Origin of the sequence: Streptomyces capitiformicae (assembly GCF_002214185.1) — a bacterium.
Taxonomy (GTDB): domain Bacteria; phylum Actinomycetota; class Actinomycetes; order Streptomycetales; family Streptomycetaceae; genus Streptomyces; species Streptomyces capitiformicae.
In genome coordinates this window covers 3,114,940-3,141,924 of record NZ_CP022161.1, presented here as the reverse complement: position 1 = coordinate 3,141,924, position 26,985 = coordinate 3,114,940, and the positions used below count along the sequence as shown (strand labels likewise).

Below are 26,985 nucleotides of genomic sequence, written 5' to 3'. Positions count from 1 at the left end.
ATGGCACACATCAGCCACCAGAGCATGCGACGGGTCCTGCGCCGCGAAATCGCGGGCACCATCGGCCTGTTGGCCGACGAACACGACTTCACCGCGATGCGGCGCTACCGAAGTTTCACCTTCGACGACCACACCACCTATCTCCAACAAGTGGAAGCCCTGCTCAGGACACTCGCCGCGCAGGGCAACCACACCACGGTCGCCCTCTTCGATCCTGAGGAGTACGCGGAGTTCTGCACCGACACCGGCCTCGACCCCGACGCCCCGTCCAGCCGCACCCGCTTCACCGCCGAGCTGGCGACCACCGGCGCCATCGTCCTGTACGAAGGCCAGCCTCTCACCGAACTCGTCCCCGAACTGATCGACGAAGCCGTCCGCCAAGCCACCTGGGAGTACGCCACCACGCTCCTCGCCCAGATCGGCAACTGCGCTTCCTGCGGCGAGGACATCGGACGCGCGGCCTTCACCCGCGCCATGGAACTGCTCACCCGCATCCTCGACACCGCCGATCCTGGCGAACGCCACCTCGTGTGCAGCGTCTCGGCCAAACCCCAAGCGCTCGTCGCGGTCCTCCGCGCGGACCAGAATCCCGACGGAGCACCTCAACTCGACGAGTCCGAAGCCCTGGAGTTCGCCACAGTCCTGGCCGTGGGATTGGCAACCCGAAGTCCCGGCGGACTCGTCATGCGCACCAGCGCCCCGGACACGACCGACCGCGTCTACGGCTGGCGTCTGCGCGGCGATGACCTCGCACCCCTCACCGCAGGAGAGGTCTTCGACGCGTACTGCACCGACGTGGAATCCGGAGACCTCGTCTCCCCGGAATCCGGCGTCGACTACTGCACCCCACCCGACCTCGGAGACGACTACGGCCAAGGAGGCGCCGCCACGGACGGACACACGCACTGAACAGGCGAGGGGCGCCCCACCCACAGGTGGAGCGCCCCTCGACAACAACCGATCGCGGCGACGCTACTCGCCCGACAGCACCGCCTGCGCCGCGCTGCGTGCCTCCTCGGCACTGTCCGCCGCACGCGCGGCAGCCGCGGCACGCTCACACTGCGCCAGCGTGTACTTCGCCAGCGTTGCCCGCACATACGGAATCGACGCCGCACCCATGGACAGGGAGGTGACACCCAGACCGGTCAGCACACACGCCAGCAGCGGATCAGAAGCCGCCTCACCACACACACCACAGCTCTTGCCCTCGGCCTTCGCCGCCTCGGCGGACAGCGCGACCAGGTCGAGCAGCGCGGGCTGCCACGGGTCCTGCAACCGAGACACCGCGCCCACCTGACGGTCGGCCGCGAACGTGTACTGCGCGAGGTCGTTGGTCCCCAGCGACAGGAACTCGACCTCCTGCAGAATCGAGCGCGCCCGCAGAGCGGCCGACGGGATCTCCACCATGGCCCCGAACTTGGCCTGCAGCCCCGCCTCACGACATGCGTCGGCAAACGCCTTCGCATCCATGCGATCCGCGACCATCGGCGCCATGACCTCGAGGTAGACCGGCAGGCCGTCCGCGGCCTTCGCGAGCGCCGTCAGCTGCGTCCGCAGCACCTCAGGATGGTCGAGCAGCGTCCGCAGCCCTCGCACGCCCAGCGCGGGGTTCGGCTCATCGGCCGGAGTCAGGAAGTCCAGAGGCTTGTCGGCGCCGGCGTCGAGCACCCGCACGACCACACGCCCCTCGGGGAAGGCCTCCAGCACCTGACGGTAAGCCTCGACCTGCTTCTCCTCGGACGGCGCCTGCTGGCTGTCGTCCAGGAAGAGGAACTCGGTACGGAACAAACCGACGCCCTCGGCCCCGGCCTCCACAGCCGCCGGCACGTCCGAAGGACCGCCCACATTGGCCAGCAGTGGCACCTTGTGCCCGTCGGAGGTCGCCCCCGGCCCGCTGGAAGCGGCCAGGGCCGCCTTCCGCTCCGCCGCGGCAGCCTCCAACTCGGCCTTCTTCTCCGCACTGGGGTTCACGAAGATCTCACCGGTGCTGCCATCCACGGCGATCATCGTGCCCTCGGCGAGCTCCCCGGCCCCCGGCAGCGCCACGACAGCCGGCACCCCGAGCGCCCGCGCCAGGATCGCGCTGTGACTGGTCGGTCCACCTTCCTCGGTGACGAAACCGAGGACGAGGGTGGGGTCGAGCAGCGCCGTGTCCGCCGGCGCCAGATCACGAGCGATGAGTACGTAGGGCTCGTCGCTGTCCGGTACTCCTGGCATCGGAACGCCGAGCAGCCGGGCGACGATACGATTCCGCACGTCGTCGAGGTCGGCCACGCGACCCGCGAGGTACTCACCAGCCCCCGCCAGCAGAGCGCGGTAAGCCGCGAACGCGTCGTAGACCGCACGCTCCGCCGTGCTCCCCACGGCGATACGGCGCTCCACATCCGCCATCAGTTCGGGGTCCTGGGCCATCAAGGCCTGGGCCTCCAGTACGGCCTGGGCCTCGCCCCCCGCCAGATTGCCGCGCGCTATCAGATCGGCCGCCACAGCGTCCACGGCCTTGCGGGCACGTCCCTGCTCGCGCTCCGCTTCCTCAGCCGGTATCTGCTTGGCAGGCGGCTCCAATACCGCCGTTCCCATGTGCCGAACCTCGCCGATCGCCACACCGTGGCTCACACCGACGCCTCGCAGCGTTGTCTCCATCTCACCCGTCTCCGATAGTGCGGCGGGTCCCACCGCCGCGGTGGTTGTGGAACTGGCCGTCCGATACGGCCCTGACGTCACTGCCAGCCGAAGAGCGTGTCGCCGGCCTTCACATCGCCGTCCTGGCGGAGATCGGAAAGAGCGTCGGCCGTGGCTTCGAGAGCTACGACGGGGCAGATCGGCGACTTGCCGGCGGCCTCGACAGCGGCGGGGTCCCAGCGCACCACAGCCTGGCCGCGCGTGACGGTGTCTCCCTTGTTGACCAGCAGCTCGAATCCGTCACCGTTCAGCTGCACGGTGTCGATACCGAGGTGCGTCAGTACACCGTGTCCCTCACCGTCGACCACGACGAAAGCGTGCGGGTGCAGTGAAACGATGACTCCGTCCACAGGGGCAACGGCCTCGGATGCCTCGCGCGCGGGATCGATCGCCGTGCCTGGGCCGACCATCGCTCCCGAGAAGACGGGATCCGGTACGGCGGCCAGTCCGATGGCACGTCCTGCAAGCGGCGACGTCACGGTGGTCATGGGAAGCCTCCCTGGGGTGGAGATTCATATGGGCCGTCACTGCCTGTCCCAGGCGGCGCACTGTGGAGCAGCGTATGTCATATGAACTGCCGGTTCCGCGTGAGACGTACGGGTTGGAGGGCTGCCGAGCGAGGCGGAATCGATTTGCACGCGCTCCAGAGCCCGCTGTAGAGTCGTAGCCCTGCTCGGGGCCGAGCGGCGCAGCTGAGCGTCCTGCCCCAGCAGCACCCAACTTGTCAGATCCTAATCTCGGAGGCCCTTCCGCATGTCTGCGGGAGAGTGGTCAGAGAGTCGGAAAAACACTGATAGAGTCGGAAACGCAAGACCGAAGGGAAGCGCCCGGAGGAAAGCCCGAGAGTAGCTTGGGTGAGTACAAAGGAAGCGTCCCGGAGCCGGTCCACTTCCCCCAACCTCACCCCGGGAAGCTGCCCACAATCAGCCGAGATCACTCAACGTAACGAAGCACTAGTAGGGTCTGTCGTTCGGATCATGCCGGCTTCGGGCGAGGGCGCTTGATGACCGCCGGTGCGTGCCAAACCCCGCGGCCCGGGCCGGATCCGAAGGACAGGCCCTGGTTCCGGGGGCCGGGCGCGATTGTCAGTGGGCGCCTGTAGGTTCTGTGCTCTGACGGCGGCCGCGCCTCGCGTGGCCGCCCATGGCCGTGACTTCTGCGCGGCCGTGAAGTGAGCGCACACCGGAGGAAGTTGACGTGACCGACATCGCCATGCTGCCCGAGTCCTGGCGCGGGGTCCTGGGGGACGAGCTGCAGCAGCCCTACTTCAAGGAACTCACCGAGTTCGTCGAGGGGGAGCGTGCCAAGGGTCCCGTCTACCCTCCGCGCGAGCAGGTCTTCGCCGCCCTCGACGCCACGCCGTACGAGAACGTCAAGGTGCTGATCCTCGGCCAGGACCCCTACCACGGCGAGGGCCAGGGCCACGGCCTGTGCTTCTCCGTGCGGCCGGGCGTCAAGACCCCGCCCTCGCTGCGGAACATCTACAAGGAGATGCAGGCGGAGCTGGGCACCCCGATCCCGGACAACGGCTATCTCATGCCGTGGGCCGAGCAGGGCGTGCTGCTCCTCAACGCGGTCCTCACGGTCCGTTCCGGCGAGGCCAACTCCCACAAGGGCAAGGGCTGGGAGAAGTTCACCGACGCCGTGATCCGCGCGGTGGCCGACCGCCCCGACCCGGCTGTCTTCGTGCTGTGGGGCAACTATGCGCAGAAGAAGGTCCCGCTGATCGACGAGGAGCGCCACATCGTTGTGAAGGGCGCGCACCCCTCGCCGCTGTCCGCCAAGAAGTTCTTCGGCTCCCGCCCGTTCACGCAGATCAACGAGGCCGTCGCCCAGCAGGGCCACGAGCCGATCGACTGGACGATCCCGAACCTCGGCTGATCTTGCCGCCCGTCCGCTCTTCTCCTTCCACCCGCCGTACGGCCGCCGGGGCGCCCCCGCGGCCGTACGGAGCCGCCTGACGGGGATTGTCAGTGCCTGCCGTTAGCGTCGGGACGGACAGGTGGGACAGGGGCGACGAGTGTGGAGGGACGCGCGGTGGTGGAGCGACAGGAGCAGACGGCGCCGGACGCCATGATGACCCGTATCGGGCAGGTGGTCATGCTGCACCACGGCGGTGACCGCGAGGAGGCCCGGGACCGCTTCCTGAAGCTGTGGGCGGAGATCGGTGAGGACGGAGACCCGCTCCACCGCTGCACGCTGGCGCACTACATGGCGGACACCCAGGACGACCCGAACGACGAACTGGCCTGGGACCTCAGGGCGTTGTCGGCGGCCGACGAGCTGACCGACGGGCGGGTGGCGGAGCATCACGAGGGGCTCGCGGTGCGTGGCTTCTACCCCTCGCTGCATCTGAACCTCGCCGCCGACTTCGCCAAGCTCGGCCGCCACGACGCCGCCCGCAGCCATCTGCGCCTGGCCAAAGGCACGATCGGGGCGCTGGGCGACGACGGTTACGGCGACGGCATCCGGTCCGCCCTCGCACGCCTGGAGGCACAGCTCGACGCGGAGGGTTCCGTCGGAGGGGAGGCGCCGGGGCCGCCGAGACAGCGGCCCTAGCGGTCGCCGGGCGGGGCGTGGTGGGGTGTCGGGCAGGGGGGTGGCCGGGGGCCTCAATGGCCGTAGACGTCCTTGCAGATGACCGCCTGCGGGGTGTCCTTGCCCCAGCCGCCGTACTTGTGGCCGAGGGCGCAGACGTGTTCGTTCTTCGGCGGGTCCGTCGGGACGTCCCCGGGGACGCGGGGAACGCGGGGGACGTAAGGGACCTCGACGCGGGGCTGGGACTTCGATGGCCGGTGCTGCTTCGGAGAGTCGGGCCGTTCGGCCCGCGGCGGGGGAGGGGTGGGCGGCGCGGGCGCGGCGGTGGGCCTTGACGTGGCCGGCTCGGGTGCCACGGACGCGCTCGGCGTCGGCTGCCGGGACGGGCCGATCAGCTCCAGTGCCTCCCGCGCCGGCGCCTGCACGATCTGGGTCTCGGTGGTGCCTTCCGGGCGGGGCTCGGACGGCTGGGACGGGACGGGCGGTAAGGCGGGCGGGTTTTGCGTGGTCACGCAGCCGGTGAGGGCCGAGACGGCCACGGTGACCAGGAGCGTTGCGGTGGTGGTCGGTCGATGCACGCGCGCAACTCTGCTGTGTCCGGGCCGCTTTGGGCAGGGGGAGGGCGGAGGATGCCCCACATGGGTGACGTCCGGCTCCGGCTGGGACGGCGTGCGGTAATGGGCGGTTCCGTCCCCACCACCGGCCGTCCGTCTCTCGTACCCGACGCCCGTCTCTCTCCGTACCCGACGCCCCGTCTCAGTACCCGACGGCCCCGTCGATCCGCTCCCTCAGCAGGTCGGCGTGCCCGTTGTGCCGTGCGTACTCCTCGATCATGTGGGTGAAGATCCAGCGCAGGCTGGGGGACTGACCGGAGCGCCTGTGCACGCCCTTGCCGACCTCGTCCAGGGCGAAGCGGGCCGCGTTGCGCCGGGCGACCGCGATCTCGGCCTGCCAGGTGCTGTGCGCCTCCTCCCAGGTGTCCTGCTCGGTGAGGTGGAACTCCCCGTCCCGGTCCTCGTCGCTGAAGTAGATCGGCCCCTGGTCGTCGGCCATCAGCACCTTGCGGAACCAGATGCGCTCCACCTCCGCCATGTGCCGTACAAGACCCATCAGGGACAGCTCCGAGGGCCGCACCGAGGCGGTCCTCAAGCGGTCGTCGTCCAGGCCCGCGCACTTGAGTGCGAGGGTCTCGCGGTGGTAGTCGAGCCAGCCTTCGAGCATGGCCCGTTCGCCGGCGGTGACGGAGGGTTCCGTGCGCTGCGTGGTCATGCCTGCATCTTCGCCCACCAGGTGCTCGCGCAACCACACATATGCTGGGGCCTCGGCACACCGTGGACGGGAGACCCCTGTGAAGGTCGGCTGCATCGGACTCGGCGACATCGCGCGCAAGGCCTATCTGCCCGTGCTCGGCACCCAGCCGGGGGTCGAACTGCATGTGCAGACGCGGACGCCCGCGACGCTCACCCGGGTCGCCGACAGCCTCCATCTCCCGCCGGGCAGGCGGCACGCCGACCTCGACGCGCTGCTCGCCCAGGACCTCGACGCGGCCTTCGTGCACGCACCGACCGGGGCCCACCCCGAGATCGTCGCCCGGCTCCTTGATGCGGGCGTGCCGACGTACGTCGACAAGCCGCTCGCGTACGAACTCGCCGACTCCGCACGGCTGGTACGGCTCGCGGAGGAGCGGAACGTCGGCCTCGCGGTCGGTTTCAACCGCAGGTACGCGCCCGGGTACACACAGTGCGCCGACCATCCGCGTGAGCTGATCCTGATGCAGAAGAACCGCATCGGCCTGCCCGAGTGGCCGCGCACGATGATCCTGGACGACTTCATCCATGTCGTCGACACGCTGCGGTTCCTGGTGCCGGGGCCGGTCGAGGACATGACCGTGCGCGCCCGCACCGAGAACGGGCTGCTGCACCATGTCGTGCTGCAGTTGTCCGGGGACGGGTTCACCGCGCTCGGCGTCATGAACCGGCTCAGCGGCTCGGCGGAGGAGATCCTGGAGGTCTCCGGGCAGGACACCAAACGGCAGGTGGTGAACCTCGCCGAGGTCATCGACCACAAGGGGCAGCCGTCCATGAGGCGGCGTGGCGACTGGGTGCCGGTGGCCCGGCAGCGCGGCATCGAGCAGGCGGTGCTCGCCTTCCTCGACGCGGTGCGCGCGGGCAAGGTGCTCAGCGCACGGGACGCGCTGGCGACTCACGAGATGTGCGAGCGGGTGGTGCGGGCGGTGGAGGACCGCTCCGGCCCCGGCCGAGCCTGACCCGTGCCGCCCGTACGCCGTCGAAGACGCCCCACGCCACCAGCATCAGCAGCGCCGCGTACACCGGCCAGTCGCCGAACCGTACGTACGGCGTCGTACCGTCGGCCAGCGGCACCTCGTACACGGCCGTCGTGCTGTCGCTCGTCGCGAGCCAGGAGCCGACGCGGTCACCGCTCGGGCCGTACACCGCGGAAACCCCGGTGAGCGTCGCGTGCACCATCGGGCGGCCGGTCTCGGCGGCCCGCAGCGCGGCCAGCGAGGCGTGCTGCTCCGGCGCCCAGCTCTGCTGGAACGTCGAGGTCGCCGACTGGGCGAGCAGCAACTCCGCGCCGTCCTCGGCGAGATGGCGGCTCATGTCGGGGAACGCGCTCTCGAAGCAGATCATGGGGCCGACGAGCAGTCCGCCGCCGGTGTCCATGACCACCTGCCCGCTGCCGCGCCTGCGGTCCTCGTCGGCCGCCTCACCGACCGAGGTGGCCCAGCCGAGCAGGGAGCGCGCCGGTATGTACTCGCCGAAGGGGACCAGCCGCATCTTGTCGTAGCGGGCGCCGGTCGGGCCGTCGGGGCCGACGAGCACCGAGCTCTTGTAGATGCCGGGTCGGTCGGAGCGGCGGGCGTCGACATTGACGAGGATGTTCGTGTCCGTCGCGCGGGACAGCGCGGCGATGCGGTCGGCGAGGTCGGGCCGGTCGGCGAGGTCGTAGCCGACGCTGCTCTCGCCCCACACGATCAGGTCCAGGTCCTGACCGGTGAGTTGGCGGGTGAGGGCCTCCTCGCGGGCGATCCGGTTGTCGGGGCCATTGGTCACGCCCGGTTGCACGACGGCGATCCGTGCCCGGCCGTCCTCGTCGGGGCGCGGTGACCACATCCATGCGGCCGAGGCCGCGACCACCGCCGTGACCAGACCGGCGACCGCGGGAGCCCGGGCGGGCCGTACTGCGACGAGGACGACGACCGCGACGTTCACGGCCACCACCAGGAAGCTGATCAGCCAGACGCCGCCCAGCGAGGCCAGCCGCAGCGCCGGCTCCACCTGCCACTGGCTGGAACCCAGCAGACCCCAGGGCCCGCCGAGGCCCTGCCAGGAGCGGACGAGTTCGATCACCAGCCAGCCCGACGGCAGGACCAGCAGCGCGGCGGCCACCCGCCTGGCAGTGGGTTCCCCGGCCAGGAAACGGCGTACCAGCCAGGCCCAGGGCGCCCAGAGCGCGCCGAGGAGGGCGGCTATGACGAACGTGAACACATGCAGGTTCGGCAGCAGCCAGTGATGCATGGCCAGCATGAACCCGAAGCCGCCCAGCCAGCCGTCGTACGCCGCCCGCCGGCCGGTCGGCGCCGTGCGGATCAGCAGCATCCAGGGCACCAGGGCCACGTACGTGAACCACCACAGGGACAGCTGCGGGAAGGCGAACACGGGCAGCGCACCGGCCACGGTGGCGACGGGACCACGCCGCCATGGGGAGGCGAGCCATGCGGGCGTCTTCATACAGCGCCTCCCTCCCCGGCGGTGGGTGTCTCCAGTGTGCGCGCCCGGGACGATCTCCGACAGGGGGCGCGGGAGGGGCGGGGGTGGTGCCCGGGTCGGGGCACCGGGGGTGATCGGGCGGCTTCGGTCGCTCAGACAGGGGACGGGCGCTGGTCCGTGGTGAGGCCTTCCGGGGCGCGGCGCCACTTCTCCTGGACCACGACCTCGCGGAGCCGCCAGCCGTCGTACGTACGGACCAGGGCGAAGGCGTAGCGGCCGCCGCAGATGAAGTCGGGGGCAGTGGAGCCGCCGTCGTGTCCGGCGAAGCGCATCGGATTGATGTAGTCCGCCCGGACGTGGGCGGTGTCGCCGGTGTCCTGCTCCAGGGAGCCGAACCGCACCCTCCGGTTGACGATCAGATGCTGCCGCATCGGGAAGAGTTCCATGCTCCGGGCCAGCCATCCGGCGACCTGTACGGCGTCGCCCTCGATGCCGCCCGCCGAGCGGTAGTCCGCGCGGCCGTCCGGTGCGAACAGGTCCCGGTACGCCGCCCAGTCGCCGTCGTCGACCGCCACCGCGTAGTCGGTGATCAGGCCGTCGACCGCGAGCCGGTCCATCACTGTGGCGAGCTCCACACGCTGCGTCATCGGCTCAGTCTTGGGGCAGGAGGCGCGCCACGCCAAGGGGCGTGCAGCGGCGACATGCGACGGAGCCGATATTCGGTGGCTCCGGAGCACGGAACTGATCGAATCTGGTCTCTGTGAGTGACAGCGAACGTGACGAAGTACGTGCAGAAGTAGAGCGAGCAGAAGACGTAGAGCGAGCAGAAGACGTAGAGCGAACAGAAGACGTAGAGCGAACAGAAGACGTAGAGCGAACAGAAGATGTAGAACGAGCAGAAGACGTAGAACGAGCGACAGAGCCCAGGTTCCGTGTCCGTGCCCGCCACACGGCGGACACCGTGACCGTCTACCAGGCCTACCGCCCGGAGATCGGCGGCCCGGCCGCGCGCGACGGCCGATTCCCGGCCGTGTGGAAGCGGGACCGGATGACATGGATCAAGCCGTCGTTCCTGTGGATGATGTACCGCTGCGGCTGGGGCCTGAAGGAGGGGCAGGAGACCGTCCTGGCCGTCGAGATCAGCCGCGAGGGCTTCGAGTGGGCCCTGCGGAACTCCTGCCTCTCGCACTACGTCAGAGGGCTGCACGAGAACGCGGCCGCCTGGAAACGGGAGTTGCGGCGCTCGCCCGCGCGGGTGCAGTGGGACCCCGAGCGCGATCTGCGGCTGAACCCGCTTCCGTACCGCTCGTTGCAGCTCGGCCTGGCGGGCGAGGCGGCGGCCCGGTACGCGGACGAGTGGATCGTCGGCATCGAGGACGTGACGCCGCTCGCCAGGCAGATCCACGGCCTCGTCCGGGCGGGCGAGCCGGCCGCGGCGGCCGGGCTGCTGCCCGAGGAGCGTCCCTACCCCGTCGCGGACGAGGTGCTGGCCCACCTGCGCCCCTAGGGCCTGTCGTCACATTCCCGCCTGCCCCGCGACGCCATGCACGCTCTCCCACTCTCGGCTCCGCTCGAGCGGGAGGGGCCCCCACCGCCGCACTGGGCACACACGGAAGTACCTCCAGGAATGTGACGACAGGCCCTAGCCGTGGTTCCCGCGGAGGAGCGTGCAGACCGCGTTCTCCTCGATCGTGCGGAGTCTTGCCAGGAGGGCCGGGTCGGTCGTCCTGTTGAACTGGGTGGTGAGCGAGAAGGTGAGCGACTTGCGTCCGTCGGGTGTCGCGGCGATCAGCTGGGTGTAGCCGGGGGTGTTCCCGGTGTGCCCCAGGACGACCCCGCAGCGGGTGGCGTAGCGGAAGATGCCGAGGCCTGCCTTGTTGCGGCCGGGGCCGGCCGGTTCGGACGCCCCCTCGATCCAGCGGCGCTGCTCGTGCAGAACCGCCCTGGACGTCAGATCTCCGGCGGCGTAGGCACGGATGAACCGCGTCATGTCGCGCGGGGTGGACACGATCCCACCCGAAGCCCACAGACCGGAGGCGCTGAGGACTTCGCTGACGTCCTCCGGCGGCCCCGGTGGCTGGACGTCGTAGCCGTGCATGAACGGCTCCGGCAACTCGTAGCCGAGCGGGAGGCTGGTGTCGCGCAGGCCGAGCGGCCGGCTGACGATGTCGCGGAGCAGCTCTTCGTACGGCCGGTGGGTCGCCGCCTCCGCCATCAGGGCTACGGCGATGTTGTCGGAGTTGGAGTACTGGTACCGGGAGCCCGGGCGGAACAGCAGCCGTTCGTCGGCCACGAAGTCCAGCAGCTTGCGGGGGTCGAAGGTGCGGCGTGGATCCGCGAGGAGCAGCTCCAGGAACTCCGGGTCCGCGCTGTAGTCGGGCAGTCCGCTCGTGTGGTTCAGCAGCTGCCGGAGGGTCACCTTCCGCCATGCGTGCGGCAGCCGGGGCAGTCGGCGGCCGATCGTGTCGTCGAGGCCGAGGACACCACGCTGTACCAGATGAAGTGCTACGGCACCGCTGAACGCCTTGGCCGTACTGGCGATCCGCATGTGGTCGGTGGGCTGGATCGTACGGCCGGTCTCCAGGTCGGCGACGCCTGCGCGGAGGACGCGTGACTTGTCTCCGCTTTGCAGCACGACGATGACGCCGGGTGGCCCGCCGCTGGTGGTGACCAGCTCGTCGAGCTGCCGTTGGAGGGCGCGTTCGTCTTCGTGGACGGCAGCGGCGCCCGCTGCCGGAGCGGCGATCAGGCCGCCGAGGCAGGAGGCGCCGAGGAGCCCGATGAGCGCCAGACGGAGACGGGGACGGGTGCGGGGAGGGGTGCGGAGCGCGTGCGGCATGGGGGTCCTGGGGAGCGGTTCGGCGGGGCAGGGGCACACCCAGCATGGGCAGGGACGGCGTCCGGGCGCTCGCGCTCTTGGGCTGTCCGGTGGAACGCTCCGCGTGTCCGGTCCGCGTGTCCGGTCCGCGTGTCCGGTCCGCGTGTCCGGTCCGCGTATCCGGTCCTCGTATCGGGGCGAGACCGCCGAGGTCAGTCCGGCGGCCGGACGGTGATGACGACGTTGCCGATCTTCTGGCCGGTCTCGACGTACCGGTGGGCGTCGACGATCTCGTCCAACGGGTACCGCCGGTCGATGACGGGCCTGAACTCGCCCGCCTCGATCAGATCGCGGAGGTACCGCACCATCTCCTGGTCCTGCTTCGGGAAGGGGAACTTGACCTTCCGGCCGCGGAAGAGGGGCGTGACGAGCGGGAGGAGCAGGTTCTGCCATCCGGGGCCCAGGTCGGAGGAGAGATAGACCCCGCCGGGCTTCAACAGCCGCTTGCAGCGGCCGAAGGTGCTCTTGCCGACCGCGTCGAACACCGCGTCGTAGCGCTGCTCGTCCTCGGTGAAGTCCTGAGCCGTGTGGTCGACGACTCTGTCCGCCCCCAGGCTCTTCACCAGCTCCAGGTGCGGGGTGCCGCACACGGCGGTCACGGTGGCCCCGTGGTGCTTGAGGAGCTGCACCGCCGCTGAGCCGATGGCGCCGGTCGCGCCGTGCACGAGGACGTCCTGGCCGGCGCGGATGTCCGCCTTCCTGATGAACGCCAGGGCGTAGTGCGAGCCCTCGGTGCCGGGTGCGGCCTCCTCGAAGGTCACGTTCGTGGGCATGGTCGCGATGGCACCGTCGGCCGGGACCGACAGGTACTCGGCATGGGCTCCGAAGCCGAACGCGTCCTCGTTGTACCCGAAGACCCGGTCGCCGACGGTGAAGGACGTGACACCGCCGCCGACCGCGTCCACCACTCCCGCGTACTCGGTCCCGAGGACGGTACGGCGCGGCCGGGCCAGCCCGGTGGCCGGACGCACGAAGAAGGGCCTGGCCGCACGGTAGGCGCAGTCCGTGCGGTTGACCGTCGTCGCCATCACCCGGACGAGAACGTCACGATCGCCGACCGAGGGCTTGTCCACCTCGGCGATCCGGATCACGTCCGGCGGTCCGTACCGGTAGTGCACCGCGGCCTTCATGGGGCGGACACTAGCGGCGATGCGCGGTGTCCGACATGGTGTGCGACCCGGGTTTTCCGGTCCGGCCAGGGCTGTCAGCGTTTCGCGTCAGCGTTTCGAGAACTGGACCTTGGTCGGCTGCACGGTATTGGGACGCACGGTGATCCCGTCGACCGTCAGTCGCTCTCCGTGGATGTCGGTGATCCTGATCGTGCTGCCGCAGCCGTTGCCGTCCTCGGCGAGGAAGTAGTTGTATTCGGTACGGGGCAGTTGGCGCCAACCGCCGCCGGCGCGGACCTCCAGGCGTGCCACCGGATTGCGGTGGCCGATCACCTGGATGCCGCACCAGTAGCGGCTGGAGCCGGTCTTGTACCGGACCGAGATGGTGTCGGAGGTGTCCGGGCTCAGCAGACTCCACGTGATCGGGATCTGGCCGCGTGACGGGGCAGCGAGCTTGGCGAAGGCCTGGGCGCTGAGATCGAGTTGGCCGGGTGCGCAGGGCAGGGGGCACTCGTTGGTGATGCGGACCGTGACCGAGGCGCCGCTCGCCGCCCGGACGCGTACGTACGCCCCGCACGCCTTGGACGTCTCGTAGTCGGTGTGGTTCATCGCCGCGGTCATGACGTCGCTGGTCGGGCCGTACAAGCAGGCGCCGTCGCCGTTCCCGGCGTCGTAGAAGGTGGCGACCCCCTCGTACGTGGTGTTGGGTCGGATCCGCCCCACCAACGGTGCCGCGGCGGACCCGGACTGCGGGGTGCTCTGGGCGGCCGGCGGGGTGGGCTTGGGGGTCGGGGTCGCTTTCGGGGGTTTCTTGCCCTTCGTCGGGGTCGGGGTCGTGGACGGCGTCTGCTCCGGTGCCGTCTGCGGGGCGCTCGCTCGGGCACCGGCGGCGGGTGTGCCCGGGGTGTCACGCGCACTTCTGGAGTCCCCGGCGGCCCTGGCCTCCCCGGCATCGGTCTCGCGGCCGGGGCTCAGGGCCATGACGAGCGACACGACGAGCCCGATGGCCGCCACGGCTATGACGGAGACGAGCGCGGCGCGCCACTTCGGGCGGGACGGATGACTGGTGGGGCGGCGACGCGAAGGGCGGGAAGGGTGGCGCGGAGGGCGGCCGGAGGAGCGGTGGGAACGGAATGCCACGGATGAGTCCTTGCGCAGGTTGGGCGAACACGTGGTTCGGGTGAGACTCCAGGGAAAGGAGCTTCCCATCACCAGTGGCCGCCGGCTCCGGAAAGGTTGCCGGGCTTTTTTCACCGGCTTTCAGAGTGTGATCATAGGATGATCGATCATCGGGCTCGGTGGGCCACGAGGGCCGCGACGGCCGTTCGTATCAGGGAGGTTGGGATGTCACGTCCGGTCACGGTGGTCACGGGTGGCAGCCGGGGGATCGGTGCCGCGACCTGTCTGCGGCTCGCGGCGGACGGGCATGACGTGGCGGTGGGGTACGTGCACGACGGTGCGGCCGCCGAGTGGATCGCGACGGGGGTACGGGCGAACGGCGCACGGTGTGTCACCGTCAAGGCGGACACGTCGGTGGAGGCCGACGTGGACCGGCTCTTCGAGACGGCGGCGGAACGGCTCGGACCGGTGACGGGGCTCGTCAACAACGCCGGGGTGACGGGCGGGTTCGGCAGGCTGGCCGACGCCGACACGGCCGTTCTGCGCCGGGTGGTCGAGGTCAACCTCCTGGGTGTGCTGCTGTGTTCGCGCCGGGCGGCCAAGGCGATGGCGGCCTGGGGCAGCGGGGTGATCGTGAACGTGTCCTCGGCGGCGGCCACGCTGGGCAGCCCCGGCGAGTACGTCCACTATGCGGCGACCAAGGCCGCGGTCGACGCGCTGACCACCGGGCTCGCCAAGGAGCTCGGCCCGGACGGCATCCGTGTCAACGCGGTCGCTCCCGGCGTCATCGACACCGAGATCCACGCGAGGATGGGCGATCCGGAGCGTCCCGAGCGGTTGGCCGCATCCATCCCCCTGCGCCGCCCGGGCCGCGCCGACGAGATCGCCTCCGCCATCGCCTGGCTCATGTCCCCGGAAGCCTCGTACACGACGGGCGCCGTGCTGAGGGTGGCCGGAGGGCGGTGAGCGCCGGGTGAGCTTCAGCCCTGCTGCTTGTCGAGCAGCCGCTGGAACGAGGTCGGCGCGGGCCGATGCGGCAGGAACTCCTTGATGCCCAGGGCGCAGACGAGAGGGTCGGCTCTGCTCGTGTCGCACTCGACGTCGTAGATCCCGTGGGCGTGTGCCTGCGCCAACTGCAGCGCGGCCCGCCCCGACGGCCGGTCGCCCCGCTCCCGCTCGCGTCGGTTCGAGTTCGGCCCGGGGGTAGTGCGCTCACTCAGGACGTGGTCCACGACGACGTTGTTGCCCGCGGCGGCCATGCCGGCGACCGCGCGGTGGTAGGCGCGCCAGGTGTTGTGCAGCACGGTCGGGAGCCGCTCGGGCGGTGTCTCCCGGCGCGTACCCATCGCAAGGAACGCGTCGACAGGCATAGGGAAGTGTCGACAGGCATAGGGAAGTAGGGCTCTTCGAGGACCGCAGCAGCTCGTCGGCGATGCTCGATTTCCCCGAACCGGACGTGCCGTTCAGGAAGATGACCATGCCCCGGAGCCGTGGCTCCACTCGGCGGCACCCTTCCCCGGGCCGCTCACGCCGCCTCGATGACCTCTCCGCGCATCGCCGCGGCCCACTCCACCACCAACAGCTCGTACTCCGCGCGTTCCTGGGACGACAGTGACCCGCCCGCACGCCGCCACAGCGCTCGGATCTGGTCGTTTAAGTCGGCGGCAGACCGCACGGAACCACAGCTCATGGATTCGGGGGACATGCCGACCAGCGTAGGCGCAAGCACTGACAGCGCGCTACCGCCCGGCTACGGATGCCGTATGTGGTTGGTCACTGAAGGGTGTTGGGGTGTTCGCCGCTCGTCCGCGGCACTCCGAATCGGGATGGCGGGCGGCCTGTCGTCCTCGTCGGGTCAGCCGCCCGACTCGCCCGCGTGCGGGCTCAGGACGCCCGTCGAGACGAGGACGACGATCACGATGCCGAGGGCGATGCGGTACCAGACGAAGGGCATGAAGCTCTTCGTGGAAATAAATTTCATAAACCACGCAATTACCGCATACCCGACAAAAAAGGCGATGATCGTGGCGAAGATCGTCGGACCCCAGGAGACATGGCCGCCCTCCATCGCGTCCTTGAGCTCGTAGCCGCCGGAGGCGATCACGGCGGGGATGGCGAGGAGGAAGGAGTAGCGTGCCGCGGCCTCGCGCTTGTAGCCCATGAGGAGGCCGCCGCTGATGGTGGCACCGGAGCGGGAGACACCGGGGATGAGGGCCATGGCCTGGCAGAGGCCGTAGATGAGGCCGTCCTTGATGCTGAGCTGCTCCAGCGTCTTGCGTTCCTTGATGGCGCGGTGCTTGCCGCCGGTCTCGTCGCGGGCGGCGAGACGGTCCGCGACGCCGAGGACGATGCCCATGACGATCAGGGTGGTGGCGGTGATGCGCAGGTCGCGGAACGGGCCCTCGATCTGGTCCTTCAGCGTCACGCCGAGCACACCGATCGGGATGGAGCCGACGATGACCAGCCAGCCCATCTGCGCGTCGTGGTCGCCGCGCAGTTCCTTGTTGAACAGGGAGCGGGACCACGCCGAGATGATGTTGGCGATGTCCTTGCGGAAGTAGATCAGCACCGCGGCCTCGGTGCCGATCTGCGTGATCGCGGTGAAGGCCGCTCCCGGGTCCTCCCAGCCGGAGAAGGCCGCCGTCAGGCGCAGATGCGCGCTGGACGAGATGGGGAGGAATTCGGTCAGCCCCTGGACGAGTCCGAGGATGAGGGATTCAAACCAAGACATGAAGTTACGTGGTCCAAGCGCTGATCGTTGAGGGTCGGCGGATGACGTGCCCGCGCCGCGGAGGAGCCGTCGAACGGCCGTGCGGGTGCGGGTGATCAGAGGTGCTGGAGGCAGCCTAGCGTCCCTGGGGGACAGGGCTGTCACGGGGGTTTCGCAGGGCCGGGTGGGGGACGGGCGGGGAGGGGTGGGGGAGGGAGTGGCCGGGGTGTTCCGAGGGTGGAACGGCCGAATCCGTGGTGTTGACCGGTCACTATGTCCGCACATACGTTGCTGGCGAGGGAAAGCGCTTGCCGTTGCGAGGGTCGCCGTTCCGCCGGAGCCCCTGGCCACCAGGCGTTGGCCAATGTCCGACGTCCCGTTCGATGGAGTGCTGATCACGTCCATGCCCACAGCCAGCAACGACCCGAGCCCGACTCCGGACCACCCGTCGAACCGCCCCCCGACCCCGCTGACCGGCCGCCGCGTCCGCGCCGCGATCGTCGGCATCGGCGCCATCGGCGGCGGCTCCCATCTGCCGGCGCTCGCGCAGCTCGCCGAGGAGGGCGAGACCGAGATCGTCGCGGCGGTGGACATCGACGCCGACGCGGTGAAGCGGTTCTGCGCGGAGCACGGCATCCCGCACGGCTACACCGATCTGGACCGCATGCTGGCCGAGCAGCGCCCCGACCTGGTCAGCATCTGCACCCCGCCCACCCTGCACCGCGACCAGACGATCGCCGCCCTGCGGGCCGGCGCCTGGGTGTGGTGCGAGAAGCCGCCGGTGCCGACGCTCGCCGACTTCGACGCCGTCGAGGCGGAGGAGGGCACGGAGACCGGCGGGCCGTACGCCTCGATCGTCTTCCAGCACCGCTTCGGTTCCGGTTCGCGGCATGTACGGCGGCTGATCGCCGAGCAGACCTTGGGGCGTCCGCTCGTGGCCCACTGCCAGACCACCTGGTACCGGGACACCGCCTACTACGCCGTGCCCTGGCGCGGTCGCTGGCAGACCGAGGGCGGCGGGCCCGCCATGGGCCACGGCATCCACCAGATGGACCTTCTGCTCGATCTGCTGGGCCCGTGGAGCGAGGTGCGGGCCATGGCGGGGCGCCTGGTCCACGACGTGGAGACCGAGGACGTCTCGACCGCGCTCGTGCGCTTCGAGAACGGCGCGCTGGCCACCGTCGTCAACAGCGTCCTCAGCCCCGACGAGGTCAGCCGCATCCGCATCGACTGCGAGCGCGCCACCGTCGAACTGACCCATCTGTACGGCCACAGCAACGCCGACTGGTCCGTCACTCCCGCCCGGGGCACCCCGGACGCGGACGCGGCGGCCTGGCGGGACTTCGGCGCGGACGTGCCGAGCTCGCACCTGGCGCAGCTGCGCGAACTGGTGGCGAGCATGCGCGCGGGCGAGCGTCCGCGCAGCAGCGGCGCCGACGGGCGTACGAGCCTGGAGCTGATCGCCGCCCTGTACAAGTCGGCGTTCACCGACACGACCGTAAGGCGTGGGGAGATCGGGCCCGGGGACCCGTACTACACGGCCATGCACGGCGGCGCCCCCGGCTGGGCGCCCGTCCCCGCCCAGGCTTCCGCCGGCACGAGTGAGGAGATCCCCGCATGACCTTCCACGACGGGCTGCGTGTGGTCCACGCGCACGGCGACCGGATCACGGTCACCGAACCCACCACCGGCGTCGAGCTGTTCAGCTACGTGTACCGGCCGGAGGCGGCCTGGGAGGCCCCGAAGCCGTATCTGCACCCGGTGCGGACCCTCGCCGGCGACGTCGTCACGGACTACCGGCCCAACGACCACCGCTGGCACAAGGGCCTGCAGATGACCGCCTCGCATCTGTCGGGGCAGAACCTGTGGGGCGGCAACTCGTATGTGCACGGTGAGGGTTACCTGGCGATCCCGGAGCGCGTCGGCTCGATGGCGCACGTCAACTTTGACGAGGTGGTCTCGGACGGCGAACGGGTCGTGATCGCCGAGCGGCTGACCTGGCACCCGTACACCGGCGAGCTGTGGGCCGACGAGGAGCGCCGCATCGAGGTCCACGACGTCGACACGGCGGCGGGTTCCTGGGCGCTGACCTGGACGAGCTCGATCACCAACCGACGTGACGAGCCGCTGCTGTTCGGCAGTCCGACCACCGCCGGGCGCGAGATGGCGGGCTACACGGGCCTGTTCTGGCGCGGCCCGCGTGCCTTCCGGGACGGGCGGGTCATCGGGCCCGACTCCGAGGGCCCGGAGCTGATGGGCGAGCAGGCGCCCTGGCTGGCGTACTCGGGCGAGCACGACGGCACCGACGGCCACGCCACGCTCGTCTTCGCGCACGCGCCCGAGAACGACCACACCGGGGCCGAGGGCACCCACCCCGCCCACTGGTTCGTCCGCAACGAGCCGTTCGCGGCGGTCGCACCCTCCTGGGCGTTCTACGAGGAGCTCGAGCTGGCTCCCGGCGACACGCTCACCCGCCGCTACCGGGTCGTCGTGGCGGATGGTGCCTGGGAGCGGGAGGAGATCGCCAAGTACCTGGAGGCGCACCCATGGTGAACGCGTACGAGGGGCTGCCGGGCGGGGTCGCCCTCTCTCACCTGTCGGTCTACGACTGGCCCGCCGCGGACGGGGTGTGCGGCGGAACTCCCCATATGCATCTGACCTGTTCGGAGGCGTACGTCGTCACCGGCGGACGCGGCGCCGTGCAGACGCTGACGACCTCCGGGTACGAGGTCACGCCGCTGGCGCCCGGCACGGTGGCCTGGTTCACGCCCGGTACCATCCACCGGCTGGTCAACGAGGACGACCTGCGCATCACCGTCCTCATGCAGAACAACGGGCTCCCGGAGGCGGGCGACGCGGTCCTCACCCTGCCACCGGAGTACCTGACCGACCCGGAGACCTACGCCGCCGCCACCCGCATCCCGGTGGACGCCCCGGAGGAGGAGCAGGAGCGCGTCGCCCGCGTCCGGCGGGACCTCGCCCTGCAGGGCTACCGGGCACTGCGCGACGCGGACGGCCCCGAGCCCCTCGCCGCCTTCCACCGCGCCGCCGCCGCGCTCGTACGGCCCCGGCTCGTGGAGTGGCGGGAACGGTGGGAGCGGGGTGCGCGGGTGGCCGCCGCCGCCACCGGGGAGCAGCTGGACCGGTTGGAGCGGGGGGATCTGTCCCACCTGGCCGACGCCGTCGTACGTGCCGAACAGCCTTCGGCGTACGGGAAGTTCGGGATGTGCGGGCGGCTCGACGTCTACAAGGGGAACTGAGTCCGGGGTGGGATGGGCGCCTTGGAACTCGGGAGGAACTGTGGTGTGGCGGCTGCGGGCTGTATATGGCTGGTCGCGCAGTTCCCCGCGCCCCTTCAGGGCGCGGGTGTGACTCCTTGGTCGGGGGATCGGCCCCGCAAGTGGTGGCGCTTGCGCCAGGCGATGGCCCCGCCGATCAGGGCCGGTATCGCGATGGCCGCCATGGCGATGAGGAAGGCCGGTGAGGTCGGAGAAGACGCGCGGGCGCCGGCGACGACGTACGCCGCGGTGTTCGGAATGGAGCCGAGGGCGGTGGCGAGGAGGAACGGCAGACAGCCCATGCGGGAGACGGACGCGCAGTAGTTCGCCGCCCAGAACGGCACCCCGGGGAACAGCCGGGCCGCCAGCATCGACCGGAAGCCGTGGCGGCTGAGCTGACCGTCCGCCGACTTCAGCCAGCGGTGGCGGAGCAGGGGGCGAAGGGCGTCCTGCCCGAGCATCCGGCCCAGGCCGAAGGCGATGCCGGCCCCGAGGACCGTGCCCGCGAGCGCGGAGGCCAGGCCCAGCTGGGAGCCGAAGAGGGCGCCCGCCGCGAGGTTGAGGATCGGCCGGGGCACGAACGCGACCGTGCACAGCCCGTACGCCACCGCGAACACCACGGCCGCCGCGGCGCCGTTCAGCTGGGGTGGCCAGCCGTTCGCCAGCAGCCGCTGAGGCTCGAACAGCAGCACGGTCGCCACCGCGCCCACGAGCAACGCCACGAGCAGCGAGAACCGTGCCCACGGCGACAGCAGCACTCTGCCCCAGCGGGCGGCGCGGCCCGGCGGGACGGCTGGAGCAGCGACGACTGTGGCGACGGCGAGCTCCGTGGCGGCGGCCCGGGGAAGGGCCGTGGCGGTGCCCCCAGAGCGGGTGGTGGCATCGAGCATTCGACGACGGTAACCGACCGATGTGTGCGTACGCCGTACGGAACGTCTCACCGGCGTCACAGCATGCGGAACTCCTGCCTCGCCGCGCGCGACGCCGACGGGCTCCGGCGGGCACCGCACACCCCGCCGCCTGCGTCTTCCGGAACACGGACGCCGCCGCATCACCGTTCACCCCGTACGCCGTCCTGTGAAGGATCTCTCCTTCGGCCCGCGCGGCGCCGCCGAACCTCGAAGGGCGTTCAGTACCCCTTCCACACCTCTGAACTCGCCCGTGCCGAAAACCATTCGACGTGCGCCGACGCGTCGACGATGATCGACCTCATGTTCCGGCACTCCTTCGTTCTCGCAGCATCCGCGGTAGTCGCGGATGCCCCGAAGGCTGCCCTTCTGATCGTCGTGGCCGCCGCAGACGGCGCCCGAAGCTGACCCTTCCCGGAGATTCCGGCGGACCCCGCAGGGGGAGGGTCGGCAAGACCTTGGGGTCCCCGTCCCGGCCGCGCCCGTAGTCGCGCCGGGGCCATCACTCAGTACCGCCGAAGAGGCGCCGAAGAGGCTTCGAGGTATCGCCATGTCCAAGACGGCTTACGTCCGCACGAAACCGCATCTCAACATCGGCACGATGGGCCATGTCGACCACGGCAAGACCACCCTGACCGCCGCCATCACCAAGGTCCTCGCCGAGCGCGGGGCCGGCACGTTCGTGCCGTTCGACCGGATCGACCGCGCCCCGGAGGAGGCGGCGCGCGGCATCACCATCAACATCGCGCACGTCGAGTACGAGACCGACACCCGGCACTACGCGCACGTCGACATGCCCGGTCACGCCGACTACGTCAAGAACATGGTCACCGGGGCCGCGCAGCTCGACGGGGCGATCCTCGTCGTCTCCGCGCTCGACGGGATCATGCCGCAGACCGCCGAGCACGTACTGCTGGCCCGGCAGGTGGGGGTGAACCACATCGTCGTCGCTCTGAACAAGGCCGACGCCGTCGACGACGGCGAGGACACCGTGCTCATCGACCTCGTCGAGCTGGAGGTCCGCGAGCTGCTCACCTCGCACGGCTACGGGGGTGACTCCGTACCCGTCGTACGGGTCTCCGGGCTCAAGGCGCTCGCAGGGGACCCGCGGTGGACGGCGTCGATCGACGCGTTGCTGGACGCGGTGGACACGTACGTTCCGATGCCGGAGCGGTATCTGGACGCGCCGTTCCTGTTGTCGGTCGAGAACGTGCTGACCATCACCGGGCGGGGGACCGTCGTCACCGGTGCCGTCGAGCGGGGCACGATCCGGGTGGGGGACCGTGTCGAAGTGCTCGGGTCGGAGGCCGAGACCGTGGTCACCGGGCTGGAGACCTTCGGCAAGCCGATGTCGGAGGCGCAGGCGGGGGACAACGTGGCGCTGCTCCTGCGCGGGGTGCCGCGGGACGCCGTCCGGCGGGGGCATGTCGTGGCCGCCCCCGGGAGCGTGGTGCCCAGTCGGCACTTCACGGCGCAGGTGTATGTGCTGTCGGCGCGTGAGGGCGGGCGTACGACTCCGGTGTCCACCGGGTATCGGCCGCAGTTCTACATCCGTACGGCGGATGTGGTCGGGGACGTCGACCTCGGGGAGGTCGGTGTCGCGCGGCCGGGCGACCGGGTCACGATGAACGTGGAGCTGGGGCGTGAGGTTCCGTTGGAGCCGGGTCTCGGTTTCGCCATTCGTGAGGGCGGTCGGACCGTGGGGGCCGGGACCGTGACGGCCGTTCAATAGGTGGGTTGCGGTGGGTGGGGGACTGCGGGCCGGTTTGTGGCTGGTCGCTCCCCCACTCTCGGCTTCGCTCGAGCGGGAGGGACCCCCATCGCGGCGGAGCCGCACATCGAACGCAGCCCCCGCGCCCCTTTCAGGGGCGCCGCAGTGGCCCTCTGGCAAGGAGTGCGCCCGGCACAATGGGGTCGTGAACGACTCCATACCCGTCACCCGGGTCACCGACCACGGAACCGCCAAGCTCATGCCCGATGTCGATCGGGAGCGGGCCTGGCTGTTGACCATGGACGGCGCGCCGCAGTCGTATGTCGATCTGGATGAGCCGGCGCATCTGGAGTTCGAGTACGCGCGGCGGCTCGGGCATGTGCTGGACACGGTGGCGGCGCCGGGGCGGGCGTTGGACGTGCTGCATCTCGGTGGGGGCGCGCTCACACTGCCCCGGTACGTGGCGGCCACCCGCCCCGAGTCGCGGCAGGACGTCGTGGAGGCCGACCGGGAGCTGCTGAAGCTGGTCGTCGAGCATCTGCCCCTGCCCGATGACGCGCGGATCGCACTGCACGGCGCCGATGCCAGGGAATGGCTCGAAGCCGCCCCCGCGGACTCCGCCGATGTGCTCGTCGCGGACGTCTTCGGCGGTTCGCGGGTGCCGGCGCATCTGACGACCCTGGCGTACGCGCGGGCCGCCGAGCGGGTGCTGCGAGCGGACGGGGTCTATCTCGCGAACCTCGCCGACGCCGCGCCGTTCGCGTTCCTGCGGTCCCAACTGGCCACGTTCGGGGCGGTGTTCGAGGAGCTGGTGCTGATCGCCGAGCCGGGGGTGCTGCGCGGCCGGCGGTTCGGCAACGCCGTGCTGCTGGCCGCCCATCGGCCCTTCGCCGTCGCCGCCCTCGCCCGGCGCACCGCCGCCGACGTCTTCCCGGCGCGGCTCGAGCACGGTCCGGCGTTGCGTGACTTCATCGGGGGTGCGGTGCCTGTGCGTGAGGAGGACGCGGTGTCGTCACCCGAGCCGCCCGACGGGGCCTTCGGCATCGGCTGAGCCGGGCTCGGCGCTCGGTTTGCTGAGGGTGACCGGAGTGCTGTGTCTGGTCAGGGTCCGTACGTCCCGTACGCACAGCACCGCCGCCGTGGCCGCGGTGCACAGCGCGGCACAGCCCCACAGGGCCGCCGAACGCCCTACGGCGCTCTCCGCCGGGCCCGCCAGCGCGGTGGCGAGGGGCACCATCGCCACCGAGCCGAACCAGTCGTACGCCGACACGCGGGAGAGCTTCTCCTCGGGGATCTCCTGGTGCAGCGCGGTCATCCAGGAGACGCCGAACACCTCGATCGACACACCGCTGACGAACATCGTCACGCACAGCACGGTGATCGGCGTCGGCACGGCGAGCGCCGCGGAGGGGAGGGCGAACGGGAAGACGCAGAGGACGCCGACGAGGAGGAGACGTCGTGGTTTCCAGCGGGTCATGAGCAGGGCCCCGACGGCGTTTCCGGCCCCGTACAGCGCCAGCGCCAGCCCCCACGGACCCGCGCCGCCGAGGCTGTCGCGGGCGACCTGGGGACCATAGACCGCGTCGGCGGCCACGATGACCGCGTTGACGAGGGAGAACTGGACGACGATCGCCCACAGCCAGGTCCGGCCGATGAACTCCCGCCAGCCGTCCCGGAGATCGGCGAGCATGCCGTGGCCCGGCTCACGGTCCGGCACATGGCTCACGTCGAGGAAGGCACGCAGACCACCGGCGACAGCGAACGCGACCGAGTCCACCGCGAGTACCCAGCCCGGCCCGATCAGCGCGACCAGCACGCCGCCGAGGGCCGCCCCGCCCATCACCGCGCCCTGCGAGGCGAAGCGGAACAGCGCGAAGGCCCGCCCCGCCTGCTCCGCGGTGACCGAGGACAGCAGCATGCCCTCGGAGGCCGGGCCGAAGAACGCCTGCCCGGTGCCACCGAGCGCGGACAGCAGCATCATCTGCCACAGCTGCGCCTCCCCGGCGAGGACGAGCACCGCGAAGGCCGCCTGGGAGAGGCAGTTGAGGGTGTTCGCCGCGACCATGACGTGGTGCCGTGGCAGTCGGTCCGCGACCGCGCCGCCGATGAGCAGGAACAGCACCAGTGGCAACGTCCGCGCCGCCGCGACCAGACCGACGTCCCCGCCGTCGCCGCCCGCCTCCAGAACCGCGAACGCGGCCGCGATCAGGGCGCCGTGGCTGCCCAGGTTGGTGACGACCGCGGCCGCCGTCAGCAGGGTGTAGTTGCGGCCCGCCCAGTCGGGGCGGCGGCGGAAGGAGACGGGAGTGGTCACGGGCCGACTATCGCCGCCCGGGCAGCTCCAGCCAAATCGTTTCGTCGGGGCATACGGCCAGATCGGGCCAGGACGAGACGACCTCAAGAAGCACGAGGAGCACAGGGAACGCAGAGAGCGCGGGGGTCGACCGCCGTCACCCCCGCACCCCCCGTCTCAGCTGTCTCAGCCGCCCGTCGGGTCGCCGTAGAGCCGTACCGTGCTCAGGATCTTCTTCACCGTTGCGTCCGGGACCTCCTCCTTCACGCCCTTGGCGCCGTGGAATGTCCAGGAGACGAAGTCACCCGCCGAGTTCTTGAAAGCGAACGTCGTCGCCTTGCCGTCGCGGTCGCACTTGCCCTTGCTCTTCTTGGTCACGCCGCTGGAGTACGTCGTCGCGACACTGCCCTCGACGCCCGACGTCGTCGTGTACGCCTCGGGCTTGCCGACGGTCATCAGCTTCTTGGAGGCGGCCTTCTGGTCGGTGTAGCCGCCGAAGACCCACCACGCCGAGTCGTTGCGGGCGATGTCGCCGGTGTTCTTGGCGCCCTGCTGGCCCTTGGTGCCCACGGCGGCGAGGGCGGTGGTGTCCTCCCTGCCGTCCTTGTCGTCGTCGGACGTGCACCACTCCGCCTTCAGGCGCGCGGGCGCCGACATGCCGATGAGGACCGAGCCGTCGCCCTTCTCGCTGTCCTCGAAGCCGATGAACGTGTCCGGCGAGTCGACCTCCCACTCGGCTGGAACGTCGAACGCCGTGCCCCACTTGGGATTGACGACGACCTTCCAGCCCTCGATGGTCGGTTTCGCCCCGGCGTCCTCGCCGCGCGGGTTCTCCGAAGCGGACGGCGACGGGCTCGGTGACGAGGAGACCGACGGCGCCGGCTTGTTCTTCGCCTCGGTCTTCTCGTCTCCGTCACCGCCGAGGACGAGGAACCCAGTTACCCCGGCCGCCACGACGACGGCCGTGGCCGCGATGATCGCGATGAGCTTGGTCCGGTTGCCGCCGCCTCCGCCCGGCGGTTCCGGAGCGCCCACGGGAGCCGGGGTACCCCACTGGGGCTGCTGCCCGTACGCGGACTGCTGACCCGTCGACTGGTAACCGGGCTGCTGGTAGGGGTTGGGCTGCTGATACCCCGGCTGTTGGTATCCCGGCTGTCCTGGCTGTCCCGGCTGCCCGGGCTGTCCCTGCTGGCCGTACCCCGGTGGTTGCTGGTACGGATTCGGCTGCTGCGGATGGTGCTCGCCCCCGGGCGGCTGCTGCTGTCCTGGCCACATGGCTCGTAACCATAAAGGCGCCGGGGGGCGGGGTGCCACGGGAGTCCGCCAAGCGGCTTTGCAGTGGGGACGAACGGCTCCAAAACGCCCCGGGGTGACGACTTTTGACGTCGGACACCCCTGGCCAGTCTGGCTACTCGTGGGTAACCTCGGGTCATGAGCGCAGACCAGATGTCGATCGGCGAGATGCTCGCCGCCACGGTGCCGATGACCAGGACACTGAAGTTGGAGTACCTGGAGACCTCGGCGGAGAAGGCCGTGGTGGCGCTGCCGGATCAGAGCGAGTTCCACAACCATGTCGGCGGGCCGCACGCCGGGGCGATGTTCACGCTGGGGGAGTCGGCGAGCGGGGCGATCGTGCTCGCCGCGTTCGGTGATCAGTTCTCCCGCGCCGTACCGCTCGCGGTCAGCGCGGAGATCGCGTACAAGAAGCTCGCGATGGGTCAGGTCACGGCCACCGCGACACTGGGCCGCCCCGCAGCCGAGGTCGTCGCCGAACTCGACGCCGGTCAGCGCCCCGAGTTCCCCGTCTCCGTCGCCATCCGGCGCGCCGACGGCGCCGTGACCGGCGAGATGACCGTCGTCTGGACCCTGCGCCCCAACGCCTGACTCCGGTCGCGGTCCCTGACCCTCGCCGCCCCCACTCGGCTTGTGCCGATCGAGGCGGCGAGGGTTTCTTGCGTCCACTTCCGTCCACTTCATTGACACGAGTCACCGTCGGCCCTAGTTTCCCGCCCGGCACACGCACACGCG

The 26,985-nt window shown here is 70.6% G+C and carries 26 protein-coding genes and 1 pseudogene; 12 read left to right on the top strand and 15 right to left on the bottom strand.

The annotated features are described in order from the left end of the window. On the top strand, positions 1–909 hold the full coding sequence (locus tag CES90_RS13955) for a hypothetical protein (protein ID WP_189785100.1): 909 nt from the start codon (positions 1–3) through the stop codon (positions 907–909). A gap of 63 nt (positions 910–972) precedes the next feature. On the opposite strand, the gene ptsP is transcribed toward CES90_RS13955, so the two are convergent. Beyond that, the gene (ptsP, locus tag CES90_RS13950; protein ID WP_189785099.1) at positions 973–2,643 is read right to left on the bottom strand and encodes a phosphoenolpyruvate--protein phosphotransferase; all 1,671 of its coding nucleotides are present in this window, start codon (positions 2,641–2,643) and stop codon (positions 973–975) included. A gap of 77 nt (positions 2,644–2,720) precedes the next feature. After that, complete coding sequence (locus CES90_RS13945; protein WP_189785098.1) at positions 2,721–3,170, bottom strand: PTS sugar transporter subunit IIA; 450 nt, start codon at positions 3,168–3,170, stop codon at positions 2,721–2,723. Between the two features lie 709 nt (positions 3,171–3,879). Between CES90_RS13945 and CES90_RS13940 the strand changes: the two genes are divergently transcribed. Then, on the top strand, positions 3,880–4,563 hold the full coding sequence (locus CES90_RS13940) for a uracil-DNA glycosylase (RefSeq protein WP_189785083.1): 684 nt from the start codon (positions 3,880–3,882) through the stop codon (positions 4,561–4,563). Between the two features lie 156 nt (positions 4,564–4,719). Continuing rightward, complete coding sequence (locus tag CES90_RS13935) at positions 4,720–5,241, top strand: hypothetical protein (RefSeq protein ID WP_189785082.1); 522 nt, start codon at positions 4,720–4,722, stop codon at positions 5,239–5,241. Between the two features lie 53 nt (positions 5,242–5,294). Here CES90_RS13935 and CES90_RS13930 read toward each other — a convergent pair whose 3' ends face one another. Both CES90_RS13930 and CES90_RS13925 read right to left on the bottom strand, forming a co-directional pair. Further along, entirely contained in the window at positions 5,295–5,798 is a 504-nt protein-coding gene (locus tag CES90_RS13930) for a hypothetical protein (protein ID WP_189785081.1), read from the bottom strand. A gap of 178 nt (positions 5,799–5,976) precedes the next feature. Then, positions 5,977–6,489 carry a DinB family protein gene (locus CES90_RS13925; RefSeq protein ID WP_189785080.1) on the bottom strand — a complete coding sequence of 171 codons (513 nt, stop codon included), beginning with the start codon at positions 6,487–6,489 and terminating at the stop codon, positions 5,977–5,979. Positions 6,490–6,568: 79 nt separating this feature from the next. Between CES90_RS13925 and CES90_RS13920 the strand changes: the two genes are divergently transcribed. Further along, positions 6,569–7,486, top strand: coding sequence for a Gfo/Idh/MocA family protein (locus tag CES90_RS13920; protein ID WP_189785079.1), 918 nt, complete (start codon positions 6,569–6,571; stop codon positions 7,484–7,486). Here CES90_RS13920 and lnt read toward each other — a convergent pair. Beyond that, complete coding sequence (lnt, locus tag CES90_RS13915; protein ID WP_189785078.1) at positions 7,398–8,972, bottom strand: apolipoprotein N-acyltransferase; 1,575 nt, start codon at positions 8,970–8,972, stop codon at positions 7,398–7,400. The genes CES90_RS13920 and lnt overlap by 89 nt on opposite strands. Before the next feature lie 131 nt (positions 8,973–9,103). Further along, positions 9,104–9,598 carry a nuclear transport factor 2 family protein gene (locus tag CES90_RS13910; RefSeq protein ID WP_189785077.1) on the bottom strand — a complete coding sequence of 165 codons (495 nt, stop codon included), beginning with the start codon at positions 9,596–9,598 and terminating at the stop codon, positions 9,104–9,106. 272 nt (positions 9,599–9,870) lie between these two features. Between CES90_RS13910 and CES90_RS13905 the strand changes: the two are divergent. Further along, positions 9,871–10,458: pseudogene (locus CES90_RS13905) on the top strand (DUF4291 domain-containing protein); the annotation flags it as partial. Positions 10,459–10,593: 135 nt separating this feature from the next. Here the strand turns inward: CES90_RS13905 and CES90_RS13900 are convergent. The 3 genes from CES90_RS13900 to CES90_RS13890 all read right to left on the bottom strand — a co-directional run bounded on the left by CES90_RS13900 (position 10,594) and on the right by CES90_RS13890 (position 14,078). Further along, entirely contained in the window at positions 10,594–11,790 is a 1,197-nt protein-coding gene (locus tag CES90_RS13900) for a serine hydrolase domain-containing protein (RefSeq protein ID WP_189785075.1), read from the bottom strand. A 191-nt stretch (positions 11,791–11,981) separates the two neighbouring features. After that, the gene (locus CES90_RS13895; RefSeq protein WP_189785074.1) at positions 11,982–12,959 is read right to left on the bottom strand and encodes an NAD(P)-dependent alcohol dehydrogenase; all 978 of its coding nucleotides are present in this window, start codon (positions 12,957–12,959) and stop codon (positions 11,982–11,984) included. Positions 12,960–13,046: 87 nt separating this feature from the next. Next, positions 13,047–14,078, bottom strand: coding sequence for an expansin EXLX1 family cellulose-binding protein (locus CES90_RS13890; protein ID WP_229914059.1), 1,032 nt, complete (start codon positions 14,076–14,078; stop codon positions 13,047–13,049). A gap of 204 nt (positions 14,079–14,282) precedes the next feature. Between CES90_RS13890 and CES90_RS13885 the strand changes: the two genes are divergently transcribed. Beyond that, positions 14,283–15,023: an SDR family NAD(P)-dependent oxidoreductase gene (locus CES90_RS13885; protein WP_189785072.1), complete on the top strand. Its 741-nt coding sequence runs from the start codon at positions 14,283–14,285 to the stop codon at positions 15,021–15,023. A 14-nt stretch (positions 15,024–15,037) separates the two neighbouring features. Here CES90_RS13885 and CES90_RS13880 read toward each other — a convergent pair whose 3' ends face one another. From CES90_RS13880 to CES90_RS13870, 3 genes are all read right to left on the bottom strand, one after another. Beyond that, positions 15,038–15,427: a phosphotransferase-like protein gene (locus tag CES90_RS13880; protein ID WP_308437883.1), complete on the bottom strand. Its 390-nt coding sequence runs from the start codon at positions 15,425–15,427 to the stop codon at positions 15,038–15,040. Between the two features lie 155 nt (positions 15,428–15,582). Next, positions 15,583–15,762: a hypothetical protein gene (locus tag CES90_RS13875; RefSeq protein WP_189785071.1), complete on the bottom strand. Its 180-nt coding sequence runs from the start codon at positions 15,760–15,762 to the stop codon at positions 15,583–15,585. 150 nt (positions 15,763–15,912) lie between these two features. Continuing rightward, the gene (locus tag CES90_RS13870; RefSeq protein ID WP_189785070.1) at positions 15,913–16,788 is read right to left on the bottom strand and encodes an undecaprenyl-diphosphate phosphatase; all 876 of its coding nucleotides are present in this window, start codon (positions 16,786–16,788) and stop codon (positions 15,913–15,915) included. Between the two features lie 382 nt (positions 16,789–17,170). Here CES90_RS13870 and CES90_RS13865 point away from each other — a divergent pair, with 382 nt between their 5' ends. The 3 genes from CES90_RS13865 to CES90_RS13855 are packed head-to-tail and all read left to right on the top strand — an operon-like array spanning position 17,171 to position 20,027. Then, positions 17,171–18,388 (top strand): Gfo/Idh/MocA family protein, encoded by a 1,218-nt coding sequence (locus tag CES90_RS13865; RefSeq protein ID WP_189785069.1) that lies wholly within the window; start codon positions 17,171–17,173, stop codon positions 18,386–18,388. Further along, a complete protein-coding gene (locus tag CES90_RS13860) occupies positions 18,385–19,320 on the top strand; it encodes a DUF6807 domain-containing protein (protein WP_189785068.1) in 936 nt (311 codons plus the stop codon). Before CES90_RS13865 ends, CES90_RS13860 begins: the two co-directional genes overlap by 4 nt. Further along, a complete protein-coding gene (locus tag CES90_RS13855) occupies positions 19,314–20,027 on the top strand; it encodes a cupin domain-containing protein (RefSeq protein ID WP_189785067.1) in 714 nt (237 codons plus the stop codon). The genes CES90_RS13860 and CES90_RS13855 overlap by 7 nt, the downstream gene beginning before the upstream one ends. Before the next feature lie 95 nt (positions 20,028–20,122). On the opposite strand, the gene CES90_RS13850 is transcribed toward CES90_RS13855, so the two are convergent. Beyond that, complete coding sequence (locus CES90_RS13850) at positions 20,123–20,935, bottom strand: TVP38/TMEM64 family protein (RefSeq protein ID WP_189785066.1); 813 nt, start codon at positions 20,933–20,935, stop codon at positions 20,123–20,125. Positions 20,936–21,503: 568 nt separating this feature from the next. Between CES90_RS13850 and tuf the strand changes: the two genes are divergently transcribed. Together tuf and CES90_RS13840 are read left to right on the top strand one after the other, a co-directional pair. Then, on the top strand, positions 21,504–22,685 hold the full coding sequence (gene tuf, locus CES90_RS13845; protein ID WP_189785065.1) for an elongation factor Tu: 1,182 nt from the start codon (positions 21,504–21,506) through the stop codon (positions 22,683–22,685). 184 nt (positions 22,686–22,869) lie between these two features. Then, positions 22,870–23,715: a spermidine synthase gene (locus tag CES90_RS13840; protein WP_189785064.1), complete on the top strand. Its 846-nt coding sequence runs from the start codon at positions 22,870–22,872 to the stop codon at positions 23,713–23,715. Here the strand turns inward: CES90_RS13840 and CES90_RS13835 are convergent. Then, positions 23,677–24,978, bottom strand: a complete 1,302-nt coding sequence (locus CES90_RS13835; RefSeq protein WP_189785063.1) for an MFS transporter — start codon at positions 24,976–24,978, stop codon at positions 23,677–23,679. The genes CES90_RS13840 and CES90_RS13835 overlap by 39 nt on opposite strands. 165 nt (positions 24,979–25,143) lie before the next feature. After that, a complete protein-coding gene (locus CES90_RS13830) occupies positions 25,144–26,232 on the bottom strand; it encodes a hypothetical protein (protein WP_189785062.1) in 1,089 nt (362 codons plus the stop codon). A 171-nt stretch (positions 26,233–26,403) separates the two neighbouring features. Here CES90_RS13830 and CES90_RS13825 point away from each other — a divergent pair, with 171 nt between their 5' ends. Continuing rightward, on the top strand, positions 26,404–26,841 hold the full coding sequence (locus CES90_RS13825; RefSeq protein WP_189785097.1) for a DUF4442 domain-containing protein: 438 nt from the start codon (positions 26,404–26,406) through the stop codon (positions 26,839–26,841). Positions 26,842–26,985: the final 144 nt, after the last annotated feature.

Bases quoted from the DNA above. Each gene is read 5' to 3' on its own strand.
- CES90_RS13955 (WP_189785100.1), top strand. From the start codon at position 1: ATGGCACACATCAGCCACCAGAGCATGCGACGGGTCCTGCGCCGCGAA.
- ptsP (WP_189785099.1), bottom strand. From the start codon at position 2,643: ATGGAGACAACGCTGCGAGGCGTCGGTGTGAGCCACGGTGTGGCGATC.
- CES90_RS13945 (WP_189785098.1), bottom strand. From the start codon at position 3,170: ATGACCACCGTGACGTCGCCGCTTGCAGGACGTGCCATCGGACTGGCC.
- CES90_RS13925 (WP_189785080.1), bottom strand. From the start codon at position 6,489: ATGACCACGCAGCGCACGGAACCCTCCGTCACCGCCGGCGAACGGGCC.
- lnt (WP_189785078.1), bottom strand. From the start codon at position 8,972: ATGAAGACGCCCGCATGGCTCGCCTCCCCATGGCGGCGTGGTCCCGTC.
- CES90_RS13910 (WP_189785077.1), bottom strand. From the start codon at position 9,598: ATGACGCAGCGTGTGGAGCTCGCCACAGTGATGGACCGGCTCGCGGTC.
- CES90_RS13900 (WP_189785075.1), bottom strand. From the start codon at position 11,790: ATGCCGCACGCGCTCCGCACCCCTCCCCGCACCCGTCCCCGTCTCCGT.
- CES90_RS13895 (WP_189785074.1), bottom strand. From the start codon at position 12,959: ATGAAGGCCGCGGTGCACTACCGGTACGGACCGCCGGACGTGATCCGG.
- CES90_RS13885 (WP_189785072.1), top strand. From the start codon at position 14,283: ATGTCACGTCCGGTCACGGTGGTCACGGGTGGCAGCCGGGGGATCGGT.
- CES90_RS13880 (WP_308437883.1), bottom strand. From the start codon at position 15,427: ATGCCTGTCGACGCGTTCCTTGCGATGGGTACGCGCCGGGAGACACCG.
- CES90_RS13875 (WP_189785071.1), bottom strand. From the start codon at position 15,762: ATGTCCCCCGAATCCATGAGCTGTGGTTCCGTGCGGTCTGCCGCCGAC.
- CES90_RS13870 (WP_189785070.1), bottom strand. From the start codon at position 16,788: ATGTCTTGGTTTGAATCCCTCATCCTCGGACTCGTCCAGGGGCTGACC.
- CES90_RS13865 (WP_189785069.1), top strand. From the start codon at position 17,171: ATGCCCACAGCCAGCAACGACCCGAGCCCGACTCCGGACCACCCGTCG.
- CES90_RS13860 (WP_189785068.1), top strand. From the start codon at position 18,385: ATGACCTTCCACGACGGGCTGCGTGTGGTCCACGCGCACGGCGACCGG.
- CES90_RS13855 (WP_189785067.1), top strand. From the start codon at position 19,314: ATGGTGAACGCGTACGAGGGGCTGCCGGGCGGGGTCGCCCTCTCTCAC.
- CES90_RS13850 (WP_189785066.1), bottom strand. From the start codon at position 20,935: ATGCTCGATGCCACCACCCGCTCTGGGGGCACCGCCACGGCCCTTCCC.
- tuf (WP_189785065.1), top strand. From the start codon at position 21,504: ATGTCCAAGACGGCTTACGTCCGCACGAAACCGCATCTCAACATCGGC.
- CES90_RS13830 (WP_189785062.1), bottom strand. From the start codon at position 26,232: ATGTGGCCAGGACAGCAGCAGCCGCCCGGGGGCGAGCACCATCCGCAG.
- CES90_RS13825 (WP_189785097.1), top strand. From the start codon at position 26,404: ATGTCGATCGGCGAGATGCTCGCCGCCACGGTGCCGATGACCAGGACA.